The sequence below is a fragment of the uncultured Polaribacter sp. genome (genome assembly GCF_947503875.1).
Taxonomy (GTDB): Bacteria; Bacteroidota; Bacteroidia; order Flavobacteriales; family Flavobacteriaceae; genus Polaribacter.
In genome coordinates this window covers 339,277-359,609 of sequence record NZ_CANNFH010000001.1, presented here as the reverse complement: position 1 = coordinate 359,609, position 20,333 = coordinate 339,277, and the positions used below count along the sequence as shown (strand labels likewise).

Here is a 20,333-nt window from a genome sequence, read left to right as displayed (position 1 = left end):
AACAAATAACCATTGGTTTTGCAAAATGGCAAGACTTCTACCCTATTCATTCTTCAGAAAAAAACTTTGTTATTCATATCAATTTTAAAGAAAAAGCAGCTAAACTTCAACCTAAAAATAACACTACAGAGTTTTTATTTACATTTTCTGAAGCTCAAAAACGTATAAAACAAATCAATCATTTATTTAAAGATGATAAGTGGGCCAAATATTACAATTTAGCGCCTGATGAATTATATTTTAAAGTAATTACTGCGTTTATATCTTCAAGTAAAAGTTTACAAGAAATAAAACAAGGTTTCAAATAAAGAAATTATTCATTTTCAGTAAATTTGTAATTCTATGCATCTAAAAATCCAAACATCTAATCATCTCAAATGAATATTCCACAAACAAGTTTTCCTAGAGTTGTAATTATTGGAGGTGGTTTTGCAGGTTTAGCAGCTGCAAGAGGTTTAGAAAAGCAAGAATTACAGGTTGTTTTATTAGATAAGCATAATTATCACACATTTCAACCACTACTCTACCAAGTTGCTACTGGTGGTTTAGAGCCAGATTCTATTGCTTTTCCATTAAGAAAAAGATTTAATGATGTTGCTAATTTTTACTTTAGACTAGCAGAAGTTTCTAAAATAAATCCTGCTAAAAACGAAATAAAAACTAATATTGGAAATTTAGCGTATGATGAATTAATCATTGCCACTGGATCTACAACTAATTATTTCGGAAATAAAAATGTAGAAAAATATGCCATGGAAATGAAATCTATACCACAGGCGCTAAATATTAGAAGCTTGGTTTTAGAAAATTTTGAAGAAGCATTACTCACATCAAATTTTGAAGAAAGAAAAGCATTAATGAATTTTGTAATTGTTGGTGGTGGTCCAACAGGAGTAGAATTGGCAGGTGCTTTAGCAGAAATGAAAAAAGGTATTTTGCCAAAAGATTATCCTGATTTAGATATAAGGCAAATGCAAATTAACTTAATACAAAGTTCTGGTTGTTTGTTAAAAGGGATGAGTGCTAAAGCTTCAGAAAAAGCAGAAGATTTTTTAATTAATTTAGGTGTAAATGTTTGGAAAAACTTACGTGTTTTAGATTACGATGGAAAAATAGTTACTACCAAAGGAGAAGACCATTTTAAAGCAGCCACCGTTATTTGGGCTGCAGGTGTAAAAGGAGAAACAATAGACGGTTTAGAGGCAGATTGCATTGTAGAACGTGCAGAAAGAATTAAAGTAGATACTTTTAATAAAGTAAAAAACTACACAAATATTTATGCTGTGGGAGACGTTGCTTGTATGACTTCTGACAAAACTCCATATGGGCACCCAATGATGGCTCAACCTGCGCTGCAACAAGGTAAATTAGTGGCTAAAAACATTTTAGCCAAATTGCAAAACCAAAAAGAAACTCCCTTTGTTTATAATGATAAAGGAGCTATGGCAACTATAGGAAGAAATAAAGCTGTTGTAGATTTAAAAAAATGGAAATTTCAAGGAATATTTGCATGGTTTGTATGGATGTTTGTACACCTTTTTTCTTTAATTGGGTTTAGAAACAAAGCCATTGTGTTTTTAAATTGGGTGTACAATTACATTCGATTTGACAGAGAAACGCGTTTAATTATTAGGCCTTACAAAAAGAAAGCATCACTTTAAAAAAAAGAAATGGCGAATAAAAGCATGATAAAATGTGCCAATTGTGGACTTTTTAATACAGATACTAAAATCTGTAAAAACTGTAATTCTTTATTAAACCCTAGAGAAAAGGAATTAACTTAAAAAAAAGAAGCGGTTAAAAAAGCAGAAATTGCTAGAGTTATTTATGATAAAGAAAATCCTAATTTTGCAGAACGTTTAAAAAAACACCCATTCTTTTTGTATAGAATTATTGGTTGGATTTTGTATTCTGCTTTTATGGTTGTTAGTATTATTGGTTCTGGTTTGGCTTGGTTAATTGCAATGATAGCAGCTGGTTAACATGAAAAACATATTAAGCAAATACATAGCATTCTCTTACTTTTTAGGAAGTTTTATTTATTTGTCTGCATATTTTAATTTTCAATTACCCAGATTTTTTCGCTTTTACACAAACGATTTTTTAATTATTCCTATTGTTCTTTTTATTTCTTTACAAGTATTAAAAAAGAGCAAAAACAATGCAAACTATAAAATTAGCCTTCCAATTATTCTATATATCTGTTTCTTATATAGTGTATTATTTGAATTTGTTTTCCCAAACTATTTAGCAAGGTACACCAAAGATTACATTGATGTTTTATTGTATTTTATTAGTGGTTTTGTGTTTTATTATCTTCAAAAATTAAATCATGAAAATTAATCCAGTAATAAAAACAACACCTCATTTAGATTTGGCATACATCGCTTACAAAGGTAAGATGGAAGGAATTGCCAGTATTTACAACAGATTGGTAAAATGGGCCACACCAAAAGGAGTGATAAATGAAAATACGAAAATGGTTACTATTTATCACAATAGTCCTAAAAATACAGCGCCAAATAATTTAAGAATGAGTGCTTGTATTGTGCTAAATGATATTGTAGCAATTGATGGTGAAGTAAGTTTAAGCGTTTTATCACCAACAAAATGTATTATTTCTCGTTTAGAAATTACACCTTTTCAATTTCAACAAGCATGGAAAGCTTGTTTTGCTTTTATGTTAGAAAATGGTTATCAAAAATCTGAAACTGCTCCTTTTGCAATCTATTATAATAATGCAGCAGAGCATGCAGAAAATAAGTTTATTGTAGATCTATGTATTCCTATATTGTAGCTTATTGATAAAAAGTATGGTAACAGAAAAAAAAGACTTGCAAAGAAATTTTAATTTCTGATAACAGGACCTAAAATTTTATTCAGAGAAAAACAAGTATAACTTGACAAATAGTATTGGAAAAACATTAAAGTAACCTGTATTTTTTTTAAGTACTGAAAACCTAATTTTCTTAAAAAAAACAATTCGGTATACTTCTTGATTTGTTTAAAGAAAACTATCGATATTTGAATTATTATTAAAAACCAAACATATGAAAAGTATACTTTTAACAATTACTTTTATTTTTTTTGGACTTGCTAGTACTTTAGCTCAAAATGAAGAAACACTTACTTTAACAGTGAATATTAAAGGTTTAAAATCAGACAAAGGAGTTGTTTTAGTTGGGCTATACAATAACAAAAACACTTTTTTAAAAGAAATTTATAAGGGAGCTACCCGTAAAATAAGTAATAAAAAATCTACAGTAATTTTTACTAATCTACCAAAAGGAGAATATGCAGTTTCCTTTGTGCATGATAAAAACAATAATGGTAAAATGGACACTAATATTGTAGGAATACCAAAAGAAGACTATGGTTGTTCTAATAATGCAACTGGTTTTATGGGACCTCCTGCTTATGATAACGCAAAGTTTGTACTATCAAAAAACAAAAGCATAAACATTAGCCTTTAGCAAGCAATTTAAAATAATTGATTGTACAAAAGTAAAAAAATCATAATTTTTTACAGTAAAACTAAATCTTCAAAATTTTGTTTACCAAATTCTGCTTTGCAACCTCATCATTACCAAACAACCATTGCAATACATTATCTTCCCAAATTTCTCCTTTTTCAATTTCTGTTATAATATTTTTTTCAATAGCCAAGTCTAAAATTTTTCCTGGATAAGAAGATTGTCTGTCACTTTCCATTTCTCCTAAAGGATAAGGATCATCTAAACCCATTAAAACCTGACTTGTACCTTGTCTTTTAAACATTAAATGTAAAGAATCTGTGTCGTGTACTAATGTATCAAAAAAGATGTTTTTATGTCCAATTGCTTTTCTTGGATGCGTTTTTCCTTCAAATAAATCAGGTCTGCCATCAAAACCTTGTATGCGTCTTCCCAAATTCATTTGTGCCAATTGACCTCCGTGAGCAAAACAAGTTCTAATATTTTTATACCTTTCTTGCATCCCATTTAAAGTGTAATAATGGTAAGCATCTCCACATTGTGCCAACATCCAAATAAGATGAAATCGCCAATTGGTGTTTTCTAGCTTTATCATTTTATCTCCATCATAAGGATGAATTTCAATAGCCAATTTATAGTTGTCTGCCAACTCAAAAATCCGATCATTCTCTTTATCAAAAACACAACGCCATTGCCCAATAGAATCCATAAAATGTGTGGGTAAACAGAGAACTTTTAAATCTAATTCTTCTACACAACGTTTCATTTCATCTAAAGCTCCATAAATAAAACCAGGATGCACCACAAAACCACAAGTAAATTTATCTGGATGATTTTTTTGCACTTTTGCATTAAAATCGTTCTGAAAACGCAATGCTTTTTTCATTTCCTCTAAACGCAAACCATTACCATACAATTGCGATAAATTTAAAACTACAGCATGGTCTATTTTGTTGCGTTCCATCCATTTTAGTTTTTCATCTAAAAAAAAACTAGAATGTGTTACAGGTCTTTTCCATCCTTTTTGCAACATATGCTTACGTTCATCATCTACCCAAAAAATTTCCTTTTCCTTCATAAATTGAGGAATTTCTTCTGGATAAGGCAACAAATGCGAATGCCCGTTTATTCTAAGTTTTTTATGTTCCATATTTCTGTTATTCTTACGTTGGCGAGAATCTATTTCATATTAAACTATTTTATTGTGGATTCCTGCCTTCGCAGGAATGACAAACTATTAAACATTCTTAGGAGATTCCATCACAGAACCACAATTTGTACAAGTACATTTTTCTTTATCTGAGTAAAACTTGTTAAAAATTACTGGCAAATCTTTCTCTATATTTTCTAGTGGAAATTCTTCTCTATACAATTGATTTTCACAATTCTCACAATACCATTCTAACGCATCTAACATGCCTTTAGCACGCGGATACTCTATTACCAAACCAACCGTATTTACCTTTCTTTGTGGTGAATGTGGTACTTTCCCTGGCAACAAATAAATATCACCTTCGTTAATTGCTACATCAACTTGTTTGCCTTTATCATCTATAATTTTTAAAATCATATCACCTTCAACCTGATAGAAAAATTCTGGCGTTTCATTATAATGATAATCTTTTCTGCTATTTGGCCCACCAACTACCATTACAATATACTCACCATTATCCCAAACTTGTTTGTTACCAACAGGCGGTTTTAATAAATGACGGTGTTCATCTATCCACTTTTTAAAATTTAAAGGTTGTACTAAATTGCTCATTTGTTTTAGATTTTTAGATTGTTGGATTGTTGGATATTAAGAATTTCAGACTTTATTAGTTTTTTCTAAGATAAATTGTTTTATTTTCTTCCTTAAAAGTATCGCTTTTTTTGAGTCTTTATTATCAACTTGATTATCTAATATTCTAAATTTAGATTCATTATTTTGTAAAATATTGCTACAGTACAAAATTTAATCCAAAGCTTTCTCTCTTTGTTTTTACTTTAACTATTTTAGGCTTTACTTTTATTTTAAAAATTGGAACTTTTGTTTCTATTGTTAATTGAACTTATAGTATTAAAAATTAGTGTATAATTGACTTTAAATTGTAATTTTTACAAACCCGCAATTTTATCTTCTTGTAAAATCGTATTGGTTTCTGTAATTACTTTATCTAAAATAACTTGCAACTCTTCTTTTGTCATTTCTAAATGTGTGTGAACCTCATCTCCAGAAATTAAATTCAATAAAGCTTTGTCTTGTGCTCTTCCTCGTTTCATAGCTTCATTATAACCAATATCCTCATTAAAAGTTACTAAAGAATATTTAGACATATATTGTTTTGGAAATGTTTTCTCTAAATCCATTTCTATTTTACGTTTTTCTTTAAAAAGCGGATTTGCAACATGATCTCTCATTTCAAAAAAATTATCTATCGCTAAATCTGCAATAGCATCTGTATCTTTTTTTCGTTTTTTCTGGTAAGCTTTAAAAACAGTTTCCCAATCAAAGTTTTCTTCACTTTTTTCAAAATAAGAAAGTATTTCATCCAATACAAAAACATCTTCAAAAGAAGCGTTCATTCCTTGTCCATAAAAGGGTACAATGGCGTGAGATGAATCTCCCATTAACAAGGTTTTATTTTGATAACTCCAAGGATTGCATTTTATAGTGCCCAAAGGACCTGTTGGATTGTTTGTAAATTCCTCTAAAATATTAGGAATTAATTCCAACGCATCTGGAAATTCTTTTTCAAAAAAGGCCGTAATTTTTTCTTCTGATGTTAAGTTTTCGAAATTAAATTCGCCTTCATTATAACTTAAAAATAAAGTAACTGTAAAACTACCATCCATATTTGGTAAGGCAATTAGCATAAAATCGCCACGTGGCCAAATGTGCAAATGCTCTTTACTTATTTGATGATTTCCATTTGTATCAGCAGGAATTTCTAATTCTTTATACCCATGATTTAAATAATTTTGAGAATAGCTGAACAAGAATTTTCGTTCGGACAAATAACTTTTTCTTAAAGAAGAACCTGCGCCATCTGCTCCAAAAATAACATCTGCAATTACAGGAAATTCTTCTTTGGTTTTATAATCTATAAAATGTGCAATATTTTTTTCAATAGCTACTTTTTTGCATTTTTTATTAAAGTGCAGCGTTACGTTTTCGTGCTTTTCTGCTTCGTCTAACAAAATGGCATTTAAATCTCCTCTAGAAATTGAGTTGATGTACTCATTTGCGCTACCTGAATAGTTAGATGAAAACGTATTCCCTTCTCTATCGTGCATTAATCTGCCAAACATAGGTATGCAAATTTCTCTAGCTTTTTCTTCCATTCCGCATAAACGTAAAGCTTTTAAACCTCTGTCTGACAATGCTAAATTTATAGATCTACCTGCAGAAATATCTACTTTTCTTAAATCTGGTCTGCTTTCGTAAACCTCAACTTTATAGCCTCTTTGTGCCAAACGAAGTGCTAATAATGAACCACACAAACCTGCGCCTATTATTAGAATCCTATCCCAACCCTTTCCTAAGGAAAGGGCTTTTTTACTCTTACGATTTTCTATAAAATTATTTTTATTCACTTTAACTTTATTTTTAAATTAGATTTCGGCAAAAGTTCTCTTTGCTTAGGAAAATACTTTCTTTTAAATAGTTCCTTTTCTAATTTTTATAATTAAATTAATGATGATAACAATAAATAAAATCATACCTGGATAAAACAAATAATCCCAAAAACTTTTTTTATTATCGCTTTTCATTCTTTTACGTTTGAATTAATCACTTAAAATTTACTCTTTAAATATTGATAATCGTCATATTCTAGTTTAATAGCAGCTAAAGAAATCTTCTTTACTTTATTATTTTGATCTTGAAAACTTAAAATATCACTTTTTGTGTTGATGTTAATTTTAGAAAAATCATTGTATACTGCGTTTACTTTAATTTCATCTTTAACACTTAAAATAATTCTTTTATCAGTAATTATAAAATAATCGTTTCCGTTTTCTATAAATAAGCTTAAAATTCCTAACAATTGATATTGCCAAAAACCTGTATCTCTTTTAGCTTTTACCTTAACTAAAATATCTTCTCCTTTAATGTGTTTAAAAATAGTGTTCATTTACATTTATAGATTTAAAAAAAATGCAATTAAAATTTGGCTTTAGTTCTCTTTACTTGGATTCCCATCCCAACCCTTCCCAAAGGGAAGGGCTTTTTTACTCTTATGATTTAATTCTAAATTATGATTTTTCACTTTACAACTTTAAAACTTATTTCAAAATTAAACCTCAACATAAGTTCCCTTTCCTTGCAATCCCATCCCAACCCTTCCCAAAGGGAAGGGCTTTTTACTCTTATGATTTACTTCTAAATTATTCTTATTCACTTTAAAACTCACGAACTTTAGAACTATAAAACTTTAAAACTTTTAAAATTTACAACTTATTTCAAAATTAAACCTCAGCATGAGTTCCCTTTACTTTGGAAAGGGCTAGGGATAGGAACTCTACAATTCTATAAACATCCTCAAAAGTATTATACATTGGCGTTGGTGCACAACGTATAACATCTGGCTCTCTCCAATCTGTAATTATATGATTGGCTGTTAATTTTTGATGTAAACTTTTATCGGCATTTTTAACTTGAATGGATAATTGGCAACCTCGCTCTTTTGGGTTTTTTGGTGTGATGATTTTAATATCTTTAGAATCAATTTGATTGATTAAAAACTCAAAATAACCCGTTAGTTTTTCTGATTTTTCTCGTAAAGCATCCATTCCTACTTCTTCAAACAAATCTAAAGACGCTTTTATAGCTGCCATGGATAAAATTGGCGGATTACTCAACTGCCAACCTTCTGCGCCTTCCATAACATCAAAAGGTTTACGCATGTTAAAACGTGTTGCTTTGTTATGATTCCACCAACCTGCAAAACGTGGTAAATCTCTATTTTTTGCATGTTTTTCATGCACAAAAACACCAGATAAACTTCCTGGACCTGAATTTAAATATTTGTAAGTACACCAAGCTGCAAAATCTACTCCAGAATCGTGTAAATTCGGTTGTATATTTCCTGCTCCGTGTGCTAAATCTATACCAACCACACAATTTTTAGAATGCCCGATTTTTGCAATTTGTTTTAAATCTAAAAACTGACCTGTGTAATAATTTACGCCGCCAATTAATAGTAAAGCAATTTCGTCTCCTTGCTCAGAAACGATGGTTTCTAAATCTTCTATATGCAATAACTCCTCTCCTGCTCTTGGTTTCCATTCTATAACATCATTTTCGGAAAAACCATGGAATTTTAATTGGCTTTGCACTGCATATCTATCTGATGGAAAAGCATCTGATTCTATTACAATTTTATATTTTGTTTTTGTAGGTCTGTAAAAACTAACCATTAGCAAATGTAAGTTGGTGGTAAGCGTATTCATTACCACAGTTTCTATAGGTTTTGCACCTACAATTTTTGCCATTTTTTCGGTTAACAATTCGTGATAATTCAGCCATGGATTTCTAGCTTCAAAATGCCCTTCTACACCTAAATTTGCCCAATCTTCTAATTCTTGATTGATATACTGCTTTGTAGATTTTGGTTGCAAACCCAAAGAATTTCCCGTAAAATATAACCAATCCTTTCCGTTTTTATCTTTTGGGATGTGAAATTTATCTCTCAAATAAGAAAGCGAATCTTCTTTGTCTAGTTGTTTGGCAAATGCCAAAGTATTCTGATAATTCATCTATAAAAATGCTTGTTATCAAATATAAAACAATCTGAATTTAGAATTAAATAAATTACTACCTTTATTTTTTATCTATTTAGAATGTAAAATGACAAAATCTCTGAAACCTATTTTCTTATTATTACTACTTATAAGTGTTGCTTGTAGCGATAATAACCAGCTAATACAACAACTAGAAAGCATAAATAATACATTTAAAAACGAATTTGCTCCTGATAAAAGAGTAGCCATTTTTGATGTGAATTTCTCTAGAGAAAATAATAAAATTATTATTAATGGTGCTACAGATACCAAAGAAGCACATCAAAAATTATTAGATAGTTTACAATCTTTAAAAATAGATTTTGCAGATAAAATAAGAGTTTTACCAGACAGTATTGTTGGCAATAAAATGTATGCAGTTGCAAAAAATTCTGTTATAAACATACGTTCTAAACCCAAACATTCTGCAGAATTAGGCACACAAGGTTTGCTAGGTATGTCTTTAAAAATACTTGATAAAGAAGGCGATTTTTATAGAATACAAACTCCAGATAATTATATTTCTTGGGTTGATAAAGGTGGTATTGCCAAAATGAATAAAAACGAAATTGAAAATTGGAATGCTTCTAAAAAGATAATTTTTACCAAGAATTTTGGATATGTTTATACTGATAAAAATGAAAAATCTAGCATTGTTTCTGATATTACATTAGGCGGAATTTTAAAATACTTATCTGAAGATTCTAATTATTACGAAGTAAAATATCCTGACAATAGAACTGGTTTTGTTAAAAAAAGTGAAGCTGTAATTTACAATAGTTGGCTAAACCATTTAGCATCAACTAAAAATGATATTGAAACCACTGCAAGAGCTATGCAAGGTTTTCCTTATTTGTGGGGTGGTACTTCTAGTAAAGGTGTAGATTGTAGTGGCTTTACTAAAATGGTGTATTTAATGAATGGTTTTGTAATTCCTAGAGATGCATCACAGCAAATAAATGCAGGAAAAACTGTTGATACCAATTTAGATTTTTCTGATTTACAAAAAGGTGATTTATTGTTTTTTGGCACAAAAGCTACGGAAGACAAAAAACAACGTATAGTGCATGTTGGTATTTGGCTAGGCAATCATAAAATGGAATTTATACACGCATCTGGCAATGTACATCTGTCTTCTATGGATAAAAACCAACCCAATTATGACGAATTTAATAAAAACAGATATTTAGGAAGTAGACGTTATTTAGGAACCAAAGATAAAATGATTGTTGATTTGAAGACACAATTGAAGTTGTAATTAAAAAAACTTCCAGGTGTTAAAACCTGAAGGGTCTTCTTTTTTATAGTCTACAACTTTATGGCACATTTATTTTAAACGATAACTTATCTGATAAAAAGCTAAAAGCAAGCAAACAAGTCTACCCCAGATAGAGGCTCTGTTTGAGCTCTCACGCTTTTGGGCGTGAAGCGAGTGCCGAAAGCTGGAAATAGGTTCAAAAAAAACACCTTTCAATTAAAAACTGAAAGGTATTTGTAATATGTAGTCTTTATAAAAAGATTGCTTCGTAACTCGCAATGACTTTAAAGGTTAATACAATACTCTAAATTTAATTGTACCTTCTACTGCTCTTAATTCTTCTAATACTTGTTTGTTGTATTCTTTATCTAAATCTGTAATTACATAACCTACTTTTGGGTCTGTAGACAAATATTGCCCGTTAATATTTAAAGAATATTTGGCTAAAATCTCATTAATTTTTGCCATTACACCTGGCACGTTTTTATGAATGTGTAAAAAACGGTGCGCATTGGTTTGTCTTGGCAAACGTATGTTTGGGAAATTTACAGCATCTACAGTGTTACCAGAATTAATGTACGCCATAATTTTGCTAGGTACAAAATCTGCAATATCTCTTTGCGCCTCTTCTGTACTTCCACCAACATGTGGCGTTAAAATTACGTTTGGTAAACCTTTTAATTCTGTATAAAATTCGCCGTTTTTTCTTGGCTCTTCTGGATATACATCTACTGCAGCACCTGCTAATTTTCCGCTTTTTAAAGCGCTTACTAATGCAGGAATATCTACTACAAAACCTCTGGCTAAATTTACTAAATGTGCGCCATCTTTCATTTGAGAGATTTCTTTTTCTCCGAAGAAATTTTTATTGGCAGAATTGTCATCTACATGTAAAGTAACTACATCTGAAATGTTAAGTAATTCTTCTAAAGTATTTAATTTGGTTGCATTACCTAGGGCTAATTTGTCTTCTACATCATAATAATAAACATCCATACCCAAAGCTTCTGCTAAAATTGATAATTGCTTACCAATGTTACCATAACCTACAATACCTAGTTTTTTACCACGTACTTCTCTAGAACCTTGTGCTGTTTTGTTCCATTGCCCATTATGAATTTCTGTACTTCTTTGAAAAACAGAACGCATTAACATAATAATTTCTCCAATTGCCAATTCTACTACAGAACGTGTATTGCTGTAAGGTGCATTAAAAACAACTACACCATTTTCTTTACAAGCGTCTAAATCTATTTGCTTGGTACCAATACAAAATGCACTAACTACCATTAGTTTTTCTGCTGCTGCAACTACTTTTGCAGTTACTTGTGTTTTAGAACGAATTCCTAAAACATGTACATCTTTAATTTTTGCTATCAGTTCTTCTTCTGATAAACTTTTAGATACTGTTTCTACAGCAAAACCATCTGAAGATAGTTTTGTAAATGCATCTTGGTGCACGTTTTCTAAAAGTAAAATTTTAATTCTGTTCTTTGGGTAACTTATATTTCTTGGCAAATCGTTTATGTATAAAAATTCGTCTAAATTTGGTGCTATATGGTCTGCGTTTTCTGTTGTTTTTTGTCGCGAAACGTTTTCTGTATAAGCAAAAAACTTGTCTGCAATACCTGCTTCACGCGTAACATAATCACTATAACCATCTCCAATTACTTGTATTTCTCCGTTTAAATTCATGTCTTTTAAACATTGAATTTTTCCGTTGTGTTTTGATAGTGGATTATCGGCATCAAAACCTATAATTTCTCCTGTTTTAGAAAACTCGAAAGTATTGGCAAATACTCTTTCTGTGGGTATGTTGTATTCTTTAACTATTGGATCTATAAATTCTTTAAAACCGCAAGAAATCACATAAATATCTTCTGCAAATTCCTCAAAAAAGTTTTTATTGCTTTCTATAGATTTAGAAACTTGTTTTCTTAAAGCACTAACCAAACCTGTTAAATCTGCTTTATTGGCTTTTAACAATTTAATTCTGCGTTCTAAAGATTCTGTAAAGGATATTTCTCCATCAATACCTAAGTTGGTAATATCAATAATTTCTTGAATTATGGCTTCCTTTTTAGGATTGTCTTTTAAGGTAATTTCTGCAAGAACGTCTAACGCTTCTACTTTGGTTAATGTGCTATCGAAATCGAAAATATAGTTTCTTTTATTGGTAATCATTCCTTGTAATCTTGGTTGATTTTTAATTGGTAAAGCTACAAATATCATAGCTTACTAAAAAGTACATTTTAAGTTTTATGATATGTATTGTATTTTTCTAAAATTATCTTTAAGTTGATAAAAAAGGACTAATTTTTTACAAAAATTTATGAAATCCGAAAAGAATTACGCTCCAAATTATGGGTAATGATTCTACCCAAAACGCACTGTAATATTTAGACTGATTTATTTTGGAGCGCATTAAAAATAGGAGCGTTAAAAAAAAGAAAATCATAAATACATTTTTAGAAATGTCGTTTGCATTTATGGCATATTCAATTAAAAGGGCAATAATCATTATACCGAGTCCTAATCGTTTTGTTTTTTCTACACCAATTTTCTTTGGAATGGTTTGTAAAGAAATTGCATCATACTTTACATCTCTAATATCAAAAGGCAGTATTAAAACCACCACAATTAAAAAGCGTTGTAAAAAAAGCAAATAAACAGTGTAGTCTAGTGCTAGATTTGCATTGTATGCAGGTATTAACACTGTAAAACCTGCCCAAACCAAGGCAACTACAACAATTTTTAGATAACTAATTTGCCTTAAGTTTTTTGATAAGCCGCTTAAAAAAGGAATGGCATAAAGCACAGTAAGCAAGGTAAAAGGTATGGCCAAAAACAATACTTTAAGTGGTAAAAAGTATGCAAAATAACACAGTGCTAAAAAGCAAAAAAACGAAAATATTTGAATAACTTTTAAATTGTTTGTTAAGCTTTTATGATGCAATTTTGCGACACCTGCATATTTTACAAAATTATAGCCTGTAATGGTTCCAAAAAAAACAAAATAACCTACATTTTGCTGATATGGTATTTCTAAATATTGTTCAGTTATTCTTATAAACGCATAAACTGCTAAAGCCACGTGAATGCTAGCATTTAAATAAAAATTAAGTAAATTTTTTAAAATCTTCATTAAACAAAAATAAACTATATGTTTATAACCTGCTATTTTAGTTAATAATTAACAGGATTTTATTCAATATCTGAGTTAAAATAATTGCTGAAAGCCTTATTTTTGTTTCACCAAAAAAAGTGTGTTTTGGTCGTTAATAAAATTCATGCGAAATCGATTGAAATCAATCGTTCTAAAAACTTAATTAATGAATACAAATTCGTTTCAACTTAGACATATTGGTCCTAATAAAAAGGAACAAGAACAAATGTTAGCTACTATAAAAGCTGATAGTTTAGAGCAGTTAATTAATGAAACTGTCCCTGATAATATTCGCTTAAAAAAGGACTTAGATTTAGATCCTGCCATGAGCGAATATGAGTATTTGTCTCATATCACAGAATTAGCAAATAAAAATAAAGTATTTAAAAGTTACATTGGTTTAGGCTATCATGAAGCTATTGTACCCAGCGTTATACAACGTAATATTTTAGAAAACCCAGGTTGGTACACTGCTTACACACCTTACCAAGCAGAAATTGCACAAGGTAGATTAGAAGCGTTGTTAAATTACCAAACCATGATTTGCGATTTAACAGGAATGGAACTTGCTAATGCTTCTTTGTTAGACGAATCTACAGCTGCTGCAGAAGCTATGGCTTTATTGTTTGATGTTAGAGAACGTGCAAAAAAGAAAGCTGGTGCAAATAAGTTTTTTGTTTCTGAAGAAATTTTACCACAAACCTTATCTTTATTACAAACACGTTCTACACCAATTGGCATAGAATTAGTAGTTGGTAATCATGAAGATTTTGATTTTGCCGATGATTATTTTGGGGCAATTTTACAATATCCAGGAAAATTAGGTCAAATTTTTGATTATGAAACTTTTGTTTCTAAAGCGAATGATAAAGATATTAAAGTAGCTGTGGCAGCAGATATTTTATCTTTAGTGAAGTTAAAAGCTCCTGGTGAATTTGGAGCCTCTGTTGTTGTAGGTACAACCCAACGTTTTGGTATTCCTTTAGGTTATGGTGGGCCACATGCTGCATATTTTGCCACAAAAGAAACGTATAAAAGGAGTATTCCTGGACGTATAATTGGTGTTACAAAAGATACAGATGGTGGTTTTGCGTTAAGAATGGCATTACAAACTAGAGAACAACATATTAAGAGAGAAAGAGCTACCTCTAACATTTGTACTGCACAAGTTTTATTAGCAGTTATGGCAGGTATGTATGCTGTTTACCATGGAAAAGATGGCATACAGTTTATTGCAGATTCTGTACATAATAAGACAAAGTTAGTTGCCAATTATTTAGAAAAAGCAGGCTTTAAACAATTAAATTCTTCTTATTTTGATACACTTTTAGTAGAAATAGATGCAATTCGATTAAAACCAATAGCAGAATCTTTTAAAGTAAACTTTAATTATGTTACAGACTGTTTGGTTTCTATTTCTATTAATGAAGCCACTACGCAGAAAGATTTAATGCAGTTATTTACCATTTTTGGGCAATTAAAACCAAGGCCAAATCCTTTAAAAGAAGATTTTAGTGGTAGTTTCTCACAAATATTAACTCAAGAACCTTTTCACTCTGACTTTGAAGTAATTTCTAAAAATGTAGCGAGAAATACACCTTTCTTAGAAAATGATATTTTTAATACGTACCAATCTGAAACAGATATGATGCGTTATATTAAAAAATTAGAGCGTAAAGATTTGGCTTTAAATCATTCTATGATTTCTTTGGGTTCTTGTACAATGAAGTTGAATGCTGCTTCTGAAATGTTGCCATTAAGCAATCCACAATGGGGTAATATTCACCCTTTTGTACCTTTGAATCAGGCACAAGGCTATCAAGAGGTTTTACAAAAGCTAGAGCATCAATTAAATATAATTACTGGTTTTGCAGGTACTTCTTTACAACCAAATTCTGGTGCACAAGGAGAGTTTGCTGGGTTAATGACTATTAGAGCTTATCACCAATCTAGAAACGAATCTCATAGAAATATTTGTATTATTCCTGCTTCTGCACATGGTACAAATCCTGCTTCTGCTGTAATGGCAGGTATGAAAGTTGTGGTTACCAAAACCGCAGAAAACGGTAATATTGATGTTGCCGATTTGCGTGAAAAAGTAGAATTGCATTCAGATAATCTAGCTGCTTTAATGGTAACCTACCCTTCTACTCATGGAGTTTTTGAAAGTGAAATTCAAGAAATTACCAAAATTATTCACGATCATGGTGGACAAGTTTATATGGATGGTGCAAACATGAACGCACAAGTTGGCTTAACAAATCCTGCAACTATTGGTGCAGATGTTTGTCACTTAAATTTACATAAAACATTTGCCATTCCACATGGTGGTGGTGGTCCTGGAGTTGGGCCTATTTGTGTAGCACCACAATTGGTGCCATTTTTACCAACCAATCCTTTAATAAAAACAGGTGGTAAACAGGCAATTTCTTCTATTTCTGGTGCACCTTGGGGTTCTGCTTTGGCATGTTTAATTTCTTATGGTTACATAACTATGTTAGGTTTTAGAGGACTTACAAATTCCACTAAAATGGCAATTTTAAACGCAAACTACATCAAAGAGCGTTTAGATGGGCATTATGATACTTTATACACAGGAGAAAAAGGGCGTGCTGCGCATGAAATGATTATAGATTGTAGAAGTTTTAAAGAAAGAGGTATTGAAGTGGTAGATATTGCAAAGCGTTTGATGGATTATGGTTTTCACGCACCAACAGTTTCCTTTCCTGTAAGTGGAACAATGATGATTGAGCCAACTGAATCTGAGAGTATTGCTGAATTAGATCGTTTTTGTGATGCCATGATTTCTATTAGAAAAGAAATTGTAGAAGCTACAAAAGATGATACCAATAATGTACTTAAAAACGCACCACACACTTTAGGGATGTTAACTGCAGATGAATGGGATTTACCATACACAAGAGAACAAGCTGCTTTTCCGTTAGATTTTGTATCTGACAACAAATTCTGGCCAACAGTTAGACGAGTAGATGATACTTATGGAGACAGAAACTTAATATGTTCTTGTAATCCTGTTGAAGATTATATGTAAAAAGTAATGCTTACAGATAGTTGTTATTATCAACTATTAGTTTTTGGTATTCTAAATAATAATTTTAAAACCGTTTCTATATGCTGAAAATTTGTTTAGTAATATTGAAACGGTTTTTTTATTGATAAGAAATAGGATTAAATTTTGCTTTATATAAATTGAAAATAGATTTGATAGAAATAAAAAGCACTTTAACTTTTGTAATAAATAAATTATCTTTACATGAGCAAATTAACATAAAAAGTACGATATCACTCAAATTTTAAGGGATATGAGTAATAAAAGTTGCTATATAATAATTTGTATGTAGTTCAAAAATTGTGTTGAAATTCAATAGCTGAACTACAAAAGCCAACGCACAAACAGCACATTTGGTTTTTTGCCAAACATAATCCAAAGCTGAAAAAAACCAAAAGATCTGTTCTTTCCCAATGCCCGAAAAACCGTATATTGTGAAAAAAAACGACCGAAAATAAATGCCAATATTTCAGAAATCCGTAATAAAAAAACACCTTAAAAATCTTAACCAAGAAAAGGTCGAAAAAGCTTTCCAAACATTCCGACTGAATTACAATTCTGCGAAAATCGAGCAAATAAAGACGCTCAAAGAAGAAGAATATCAAGATGGATTTTTACGAGAAATATTTGTTGACGTTTTAGGTTACACACTTCGTCCAGACGAAAATTTTGATTTACAGCGAGAATTTAAAAACCAAACGGACGGAAAAAAAGCAGATGGTGCAATTTTAAAAGACGAAAATGCAATTGCAGTAATTGAGTTAAAGTCAACAAAAACAAAGGACTTAACAAAAATTACGCAACAAGCTTTTAATTACAAAAACAATCAACCAGAATGTAAATACGTAATTACTTCAAATTTTCAGAAAATTCGATTTTACATCGACTACTCTACCGAATTTGAAGAATTTGATTTGTTTTTTATCAACAGAGAACGATTTGAATTACTTTACTTAATTCTGCATAAAGAAAGTATTTTTTCAAATCTGCCTATTAAACTTAAAAAAGAAACACAGTTTCACGAAAAAGAAATCTCTGAAGAACTTTACAAAGATTATTCACGTTTTAAAGATAAATTGTTTCACAATTTAATAGAGAATCATCCTGATAATGATAAGCTCTTACTTTTCAAAAAATCACAAAAACTATTAGACAGATTTCTATTTATACTTTTTGCAGAAGATAGTGGCTTATTGCCACCTAATTCAGTTTCACGAATTATAAAGCGTTTCGATATCTTAAAAGAAGAAGACGCTTACAAACCGATTTACGAGATTTTTAAACAGTATTTTGGTTATATGAATATTGGACGACCTGGTAAAAAAGAATCCGACAATATTCCAGCTTACAATGGTGGATTGTTCTACGAAGATTTGTTGCTAGATAATTTAAAAATTGATGATGAAATATTAATTGATGATTTAAAGAAATTATCAACATATGACTTTAACACAGAAGTTGACGTAAATATTCTTGGTCATATTTTTGAACATTCTTTAAACGAAATTGAAGAAGTAACCGCAGAAATTGAGGGAACTGTTTCCGACCAAAAAAGAACAAAAAGAAAAAAAGATGGTGTTTTTTATACACCAAAATATATTACAACTTACATTGTTGCAAATACAATAGGACAACTTTGTAACGATAAAAGAAAAGAACTCGACATTGAAGAAATTGAATATGATGATTCTTTCTTAAAAAAAGATGGTACTCTAACAGTAAAAGGAAAAAAACTTTTCAAAACTTTAACCGAATATAAAACTTGGTTAACAAATTTAAAAGTAATTGACCCAGCTTGTGGAAGTGGAGCTTTTTTAAACCAAGCCTTAAACTTCTTAATCGAAGAACACGAAAAAATTGACGATATTATTGCAGACTTGACTAACTCACCTTTGCGTTTATTCGATACAGATAAAAATATTTTAGAAAACAATCTTTTTGGTGTAGATATTAACGAGGAAAGCGTTGAAATTGCTCAGTTATCGCTTTGGCTTCGCACAGCAAAAAAAGACCGTAAACTGTCTAAATTAAACAATAACATTAAATGCGGAAATTCTCTTTTAACATCAGAATTTAATTGGGACAAAGAATTTCCAGACATTATGAAAAATGGTGGTTTTGATGTTGTCATTGGAAATCCACCTTACATAAAAGAATATACAAATAGACAAGCCTTTGATGGTTTACACGATAATCCTTGTTATCAAGGCAAAATGGATTTATGGTATTTCTTTGGTGCTTTAGCTTTAGACATTATTAAAAAAGATTATGGCTTAATCGGTTACATCGCACCTAATAATTGGATAACAAATTCAGGAGCCTCAAAGTTTAGAAATATTGTTCTAAACAAAGGTAAACTTACCGAGTTTATAGACTTTGGCGATTTTAAAGTTTTCGATTCAGCAGGTATTCAGACTATGATTTACATAATGAAAAGTTCTGATAAGAATAAAATTTATGAATTCAACTTTTCAAAAGTCAATGATAGTAAAATAAAACACGAAGATGCACAACTGTTTTTAGAACGGATAAAAAATGACAAATACGAGTATTTTAAAGCCAAGATTGACCAAAAAGAAAACATAGACAAGCCAATCAATTTTGTAAATGCAGAATTAACATTAATCATCGATAAAATAAGAGCAAAACGAAACTTCGACTTTGATAAAAAAGAAATAGGAAATGGTATTCATCCTCACTATGATTTTATAAATAACTCAATTAATAAAAAACATAATTTTAAGTTTGAAAAAAACGAAGGCATTTTTGGGTTAAGTAATAAAGAAAAAAATGACTTGAATTTACAAGCCAATGAAATTGAATTGGTTAAACCTTACTTTAACTCTAAACAATTCCAAAAATATTATACGAATCCTAAAAACAATCTTTGGATAATTTACACAGATTCCAGTTTTAAAAATCCAGAAAACATAGAGCCTTATCCAAATATAAAAGAACATTTAGATAGATTCAAAGAAGTCATAACCTCAAGTAATAAACCTTATGGTTTACACAGAGCAAGAGAAGAAAAGTTTTTTATGGGAGAGAAAATCATCGTTCAAAGAAAATGTCCAAAAGAACCGGTTTTCACTTATTCAGATTTTGATTGTTATGTTTCAGCTACTTTTAATGTGATAAAAACCAATCGTTTAAATCAAAGATATTTAACAGGTTTACTAAATAGCAAATTGATAGCTTTTTGGTTAAAATACCAAGGTAAAATGCAAGGAAACAATTATCAACTAGATAAAGAACCGTTAATGAATTTACCAATTATAAATCCATCAAAAGAAATTCAAAATAGCATTGGCGAATTAGTGAATACAATTATTTTAAACAGTCAGAAGCAGTTAGATTATCAAGAATTGTTGGAAAAAGCAAAAACGGAAAACAATTTTGACCGAGAAATACAGTTAACAAAAGAATTGGAGCAAATAACAGCAGAATTAGGAAAAACCGAAAGCGAAATCAACTCAACTATCTATGAGCTTTACGAAATTAAACCGACTGTAGTTGCAACGATTGAAAAGAATATTTAGAAAATGAAAAGCCAACTTTCAAAGCTATACAAATTCGCAATTTGCTAGAGCAAACACACAA

At 30.3% G+C, this 20,333-nt stretch carries 13 protein-coding genes; 6 read left to right on the top strand and 7 right to left on the bottom strand.

Annotation, left to right across the window (positions count from 1 at the left end; translation table 11 throughout):
• The first annotated feature begins 377 nt into the window (after window positions 1-377).
• The 3 genes from Q0684_RS01630 to Q0684_RS01620 all read left to right on the top strand — a co-directional run bounded on the left by Q0684_RS01630 (window position 378) and on the right by Q0684_RS01620 (window position 3,473).
• The gene (locus tag Q0684_RS01630; protein ID WP_299012281.1) at window positions 378-1,661 is read left to right on the top strand and encodes an NAD(P)/FAD-dependent oxidoreductase; all 1,284 of its coding nucleotides are present in this window, start codon (window positions 378-380) and stop codon (window positions 1,659-1,661) included.
• A 671-nt stretch (window positions 1,662-2,332) separates the two neighbouring features.
• Window positions 2,333-2,797 carry a GyrI-like domain-containing protein gene (locus Q0684_RS01625; RefSeq protein WP_299012280.1) on the top strand — a complete coding sequence of 155 codons (465 nt, stop codon included), beginning with the start codon at window positions 2,333-2,335 and terminating at the stop codon, window positions 2,795-2,797.
• A gap of 253 nt (window positions 2,798-3,050) precedes the next feature.
• On the top strand, window positions 3,051-3,473 hold the full coding sequence (locus Q0684_RS01620) for a DUF2141 domain-containing protein (RefSeq protein ID WP_299012279.1): 423 nt from the start codon (window positions 3,051-3,053) through the stop codon (window positions 3,471-3,473).
• A 61-nt stretch (window positions 3,474-3,534) separates the two neighbouring features.
• Here Q0684_RS01620 and Q0684_RS01615 read toward each other — a convergent pair whose 3' ends face one another.
• The 5 genes from Q0684_RS01615 to kynU all read right to left on the bottom strand — a co-directional run bounded on the left by Q0684_RS01615 (window position 3,535) and on the right by kynU (window position 9,215).
• A complete protein-coding gene (locus Q0684_RS01615) occupies window positions 3,535-4,623 on the bottom strand; it encodes an amidohydrolase family protein (RefSeq protein ID WP_299012278.1) in 1,089 nt (362 codons plus the stop codon).
• Window positions 4,624-4,710: 87 nt separating this feature from the next.
• Window positions 4,711-5,238 (bottom strand): 3-hydroxyanthranilate 3,4-dioxygenase, encoded by a 528-nt coding sequence (locus Q0684_RS01610; RefSeq protein ID WP_299012277.1) that lies wholly within the window; start codon window positions 5,236-5,238, stop codon window positions 4,711-4,713.
• A gap of 335 nt (window positions 5,239-5,573) precedes the next feature.
• Window positions 5,574-6,980 carry an NAD(P)/FAD-dependent oxidoreductase gene (locus Q0684_RS01605; RefSeq protein ID WP_299012471.1) on the bottom strand — a complete coding sequence of 469 codons (1,407 nt, stop codon included), beginning with the start codon at window positions 6,978-6,980 and terminating at the stop codon, window positions 5,574-5,576.
• A gap of 272 nt (window positions 6,981-7,252) precedes the next feature.
• A complete protein-coding gene (locus tag Q0684_RS01600; protein ID WP_299012276.1) occupies window positions 7,253-7,591 on the bottom strand; it encodes a hypothetical protein in 339 nt (112 codons plus the stop codon).
• Window positions 7,592-7,925: 334 nt separating this feature from the next.
• Complete coding sequence (gene kynU, locus Q0684_RS01595; protein WP_299012275.1) at window positions 7,926-9,215, bottom strand: kynureninase; 1,290 nt, start codon at window positions 9,213-9,215, stop codon at window positions 7,926-7,928.
• Window positions 9,216-9,306: 91 nt separating this feature from the next.
• Here kynU and Q0684_RS01590 point away from each other — a divergent pair, with 91 nt between their 5' ends.
• Window positions 9,307-10,497, top strand: a complete 1,191-nt coding sequence (locus Q0684_RS01590) for an SH3 domain-containing C40 family peptidase (protein ID WP_299012274.1) — start codon at window positions 9,307-9,309, stop codon at window positions 10,495-10,497.
• Between the two features lie 291 nt (window positions 10,498-10,788).
• Here the strand turns inward: Q0684_RS01590 and serA are convergent, their stop codons facing one another.
• Window positions 10,789-12,681, bottom strand: coding sequence for a phosphoglycerate dehydrogenase (gene serA / locus Q0684_RS01585; protein WP_299012470.1), 1,893 nt, complete (start codon window positions 12,679-12,681; stop codon window positions 10,789-10,791).
• A 136-nt stretch (window positions 12,682-12,817) separates the two neighbouring features.
• Window positions 12,818-13,642 carry a hypothetical protein gene (locus Q0684_RS01580; protein ID WP_299012273.1) on the bottom strand — a complete coding sequence of 275 codons (825 nt, stop codon included), beginning with the start codon at window positions 13,640-13,642 and terminating at the stop codon, window positions 12,818-12,820.
• A gap of 187 nt (window positions 13,643-13,829) precedes the next feature.
• Between Q0684_RS01580 and gcvP the strand changes: the two genes are divergently transcribed.
• Window positions 13,830-16,715 (top strand): aminomethyl-transferring glycine dehydrogenase, encoded by a 2,886-nt coding sequence (gcvP, locus tag Q0684_RS01575; RefSeq protein WP_299012272.1) that lies wholly within the window; start codon window positions 13,830-13,832, stop codon window positions 16,713-16,715.
• A gap of 476 nt (window positions 16,716-17,191) precedes the next feature.
• Window positions 17,192-20,272, top strand: coding sequence for an N-6 DNA methylase (locus tag Q0684_RS01570; protein ID WP_299012271.1), 3,081 nt, complete (start codon window positions 17,192-17,194; stop codon window positions 20,270-20,272).
• Window positions 20,273-20,333: the final 61 nt, after the last annotated feature.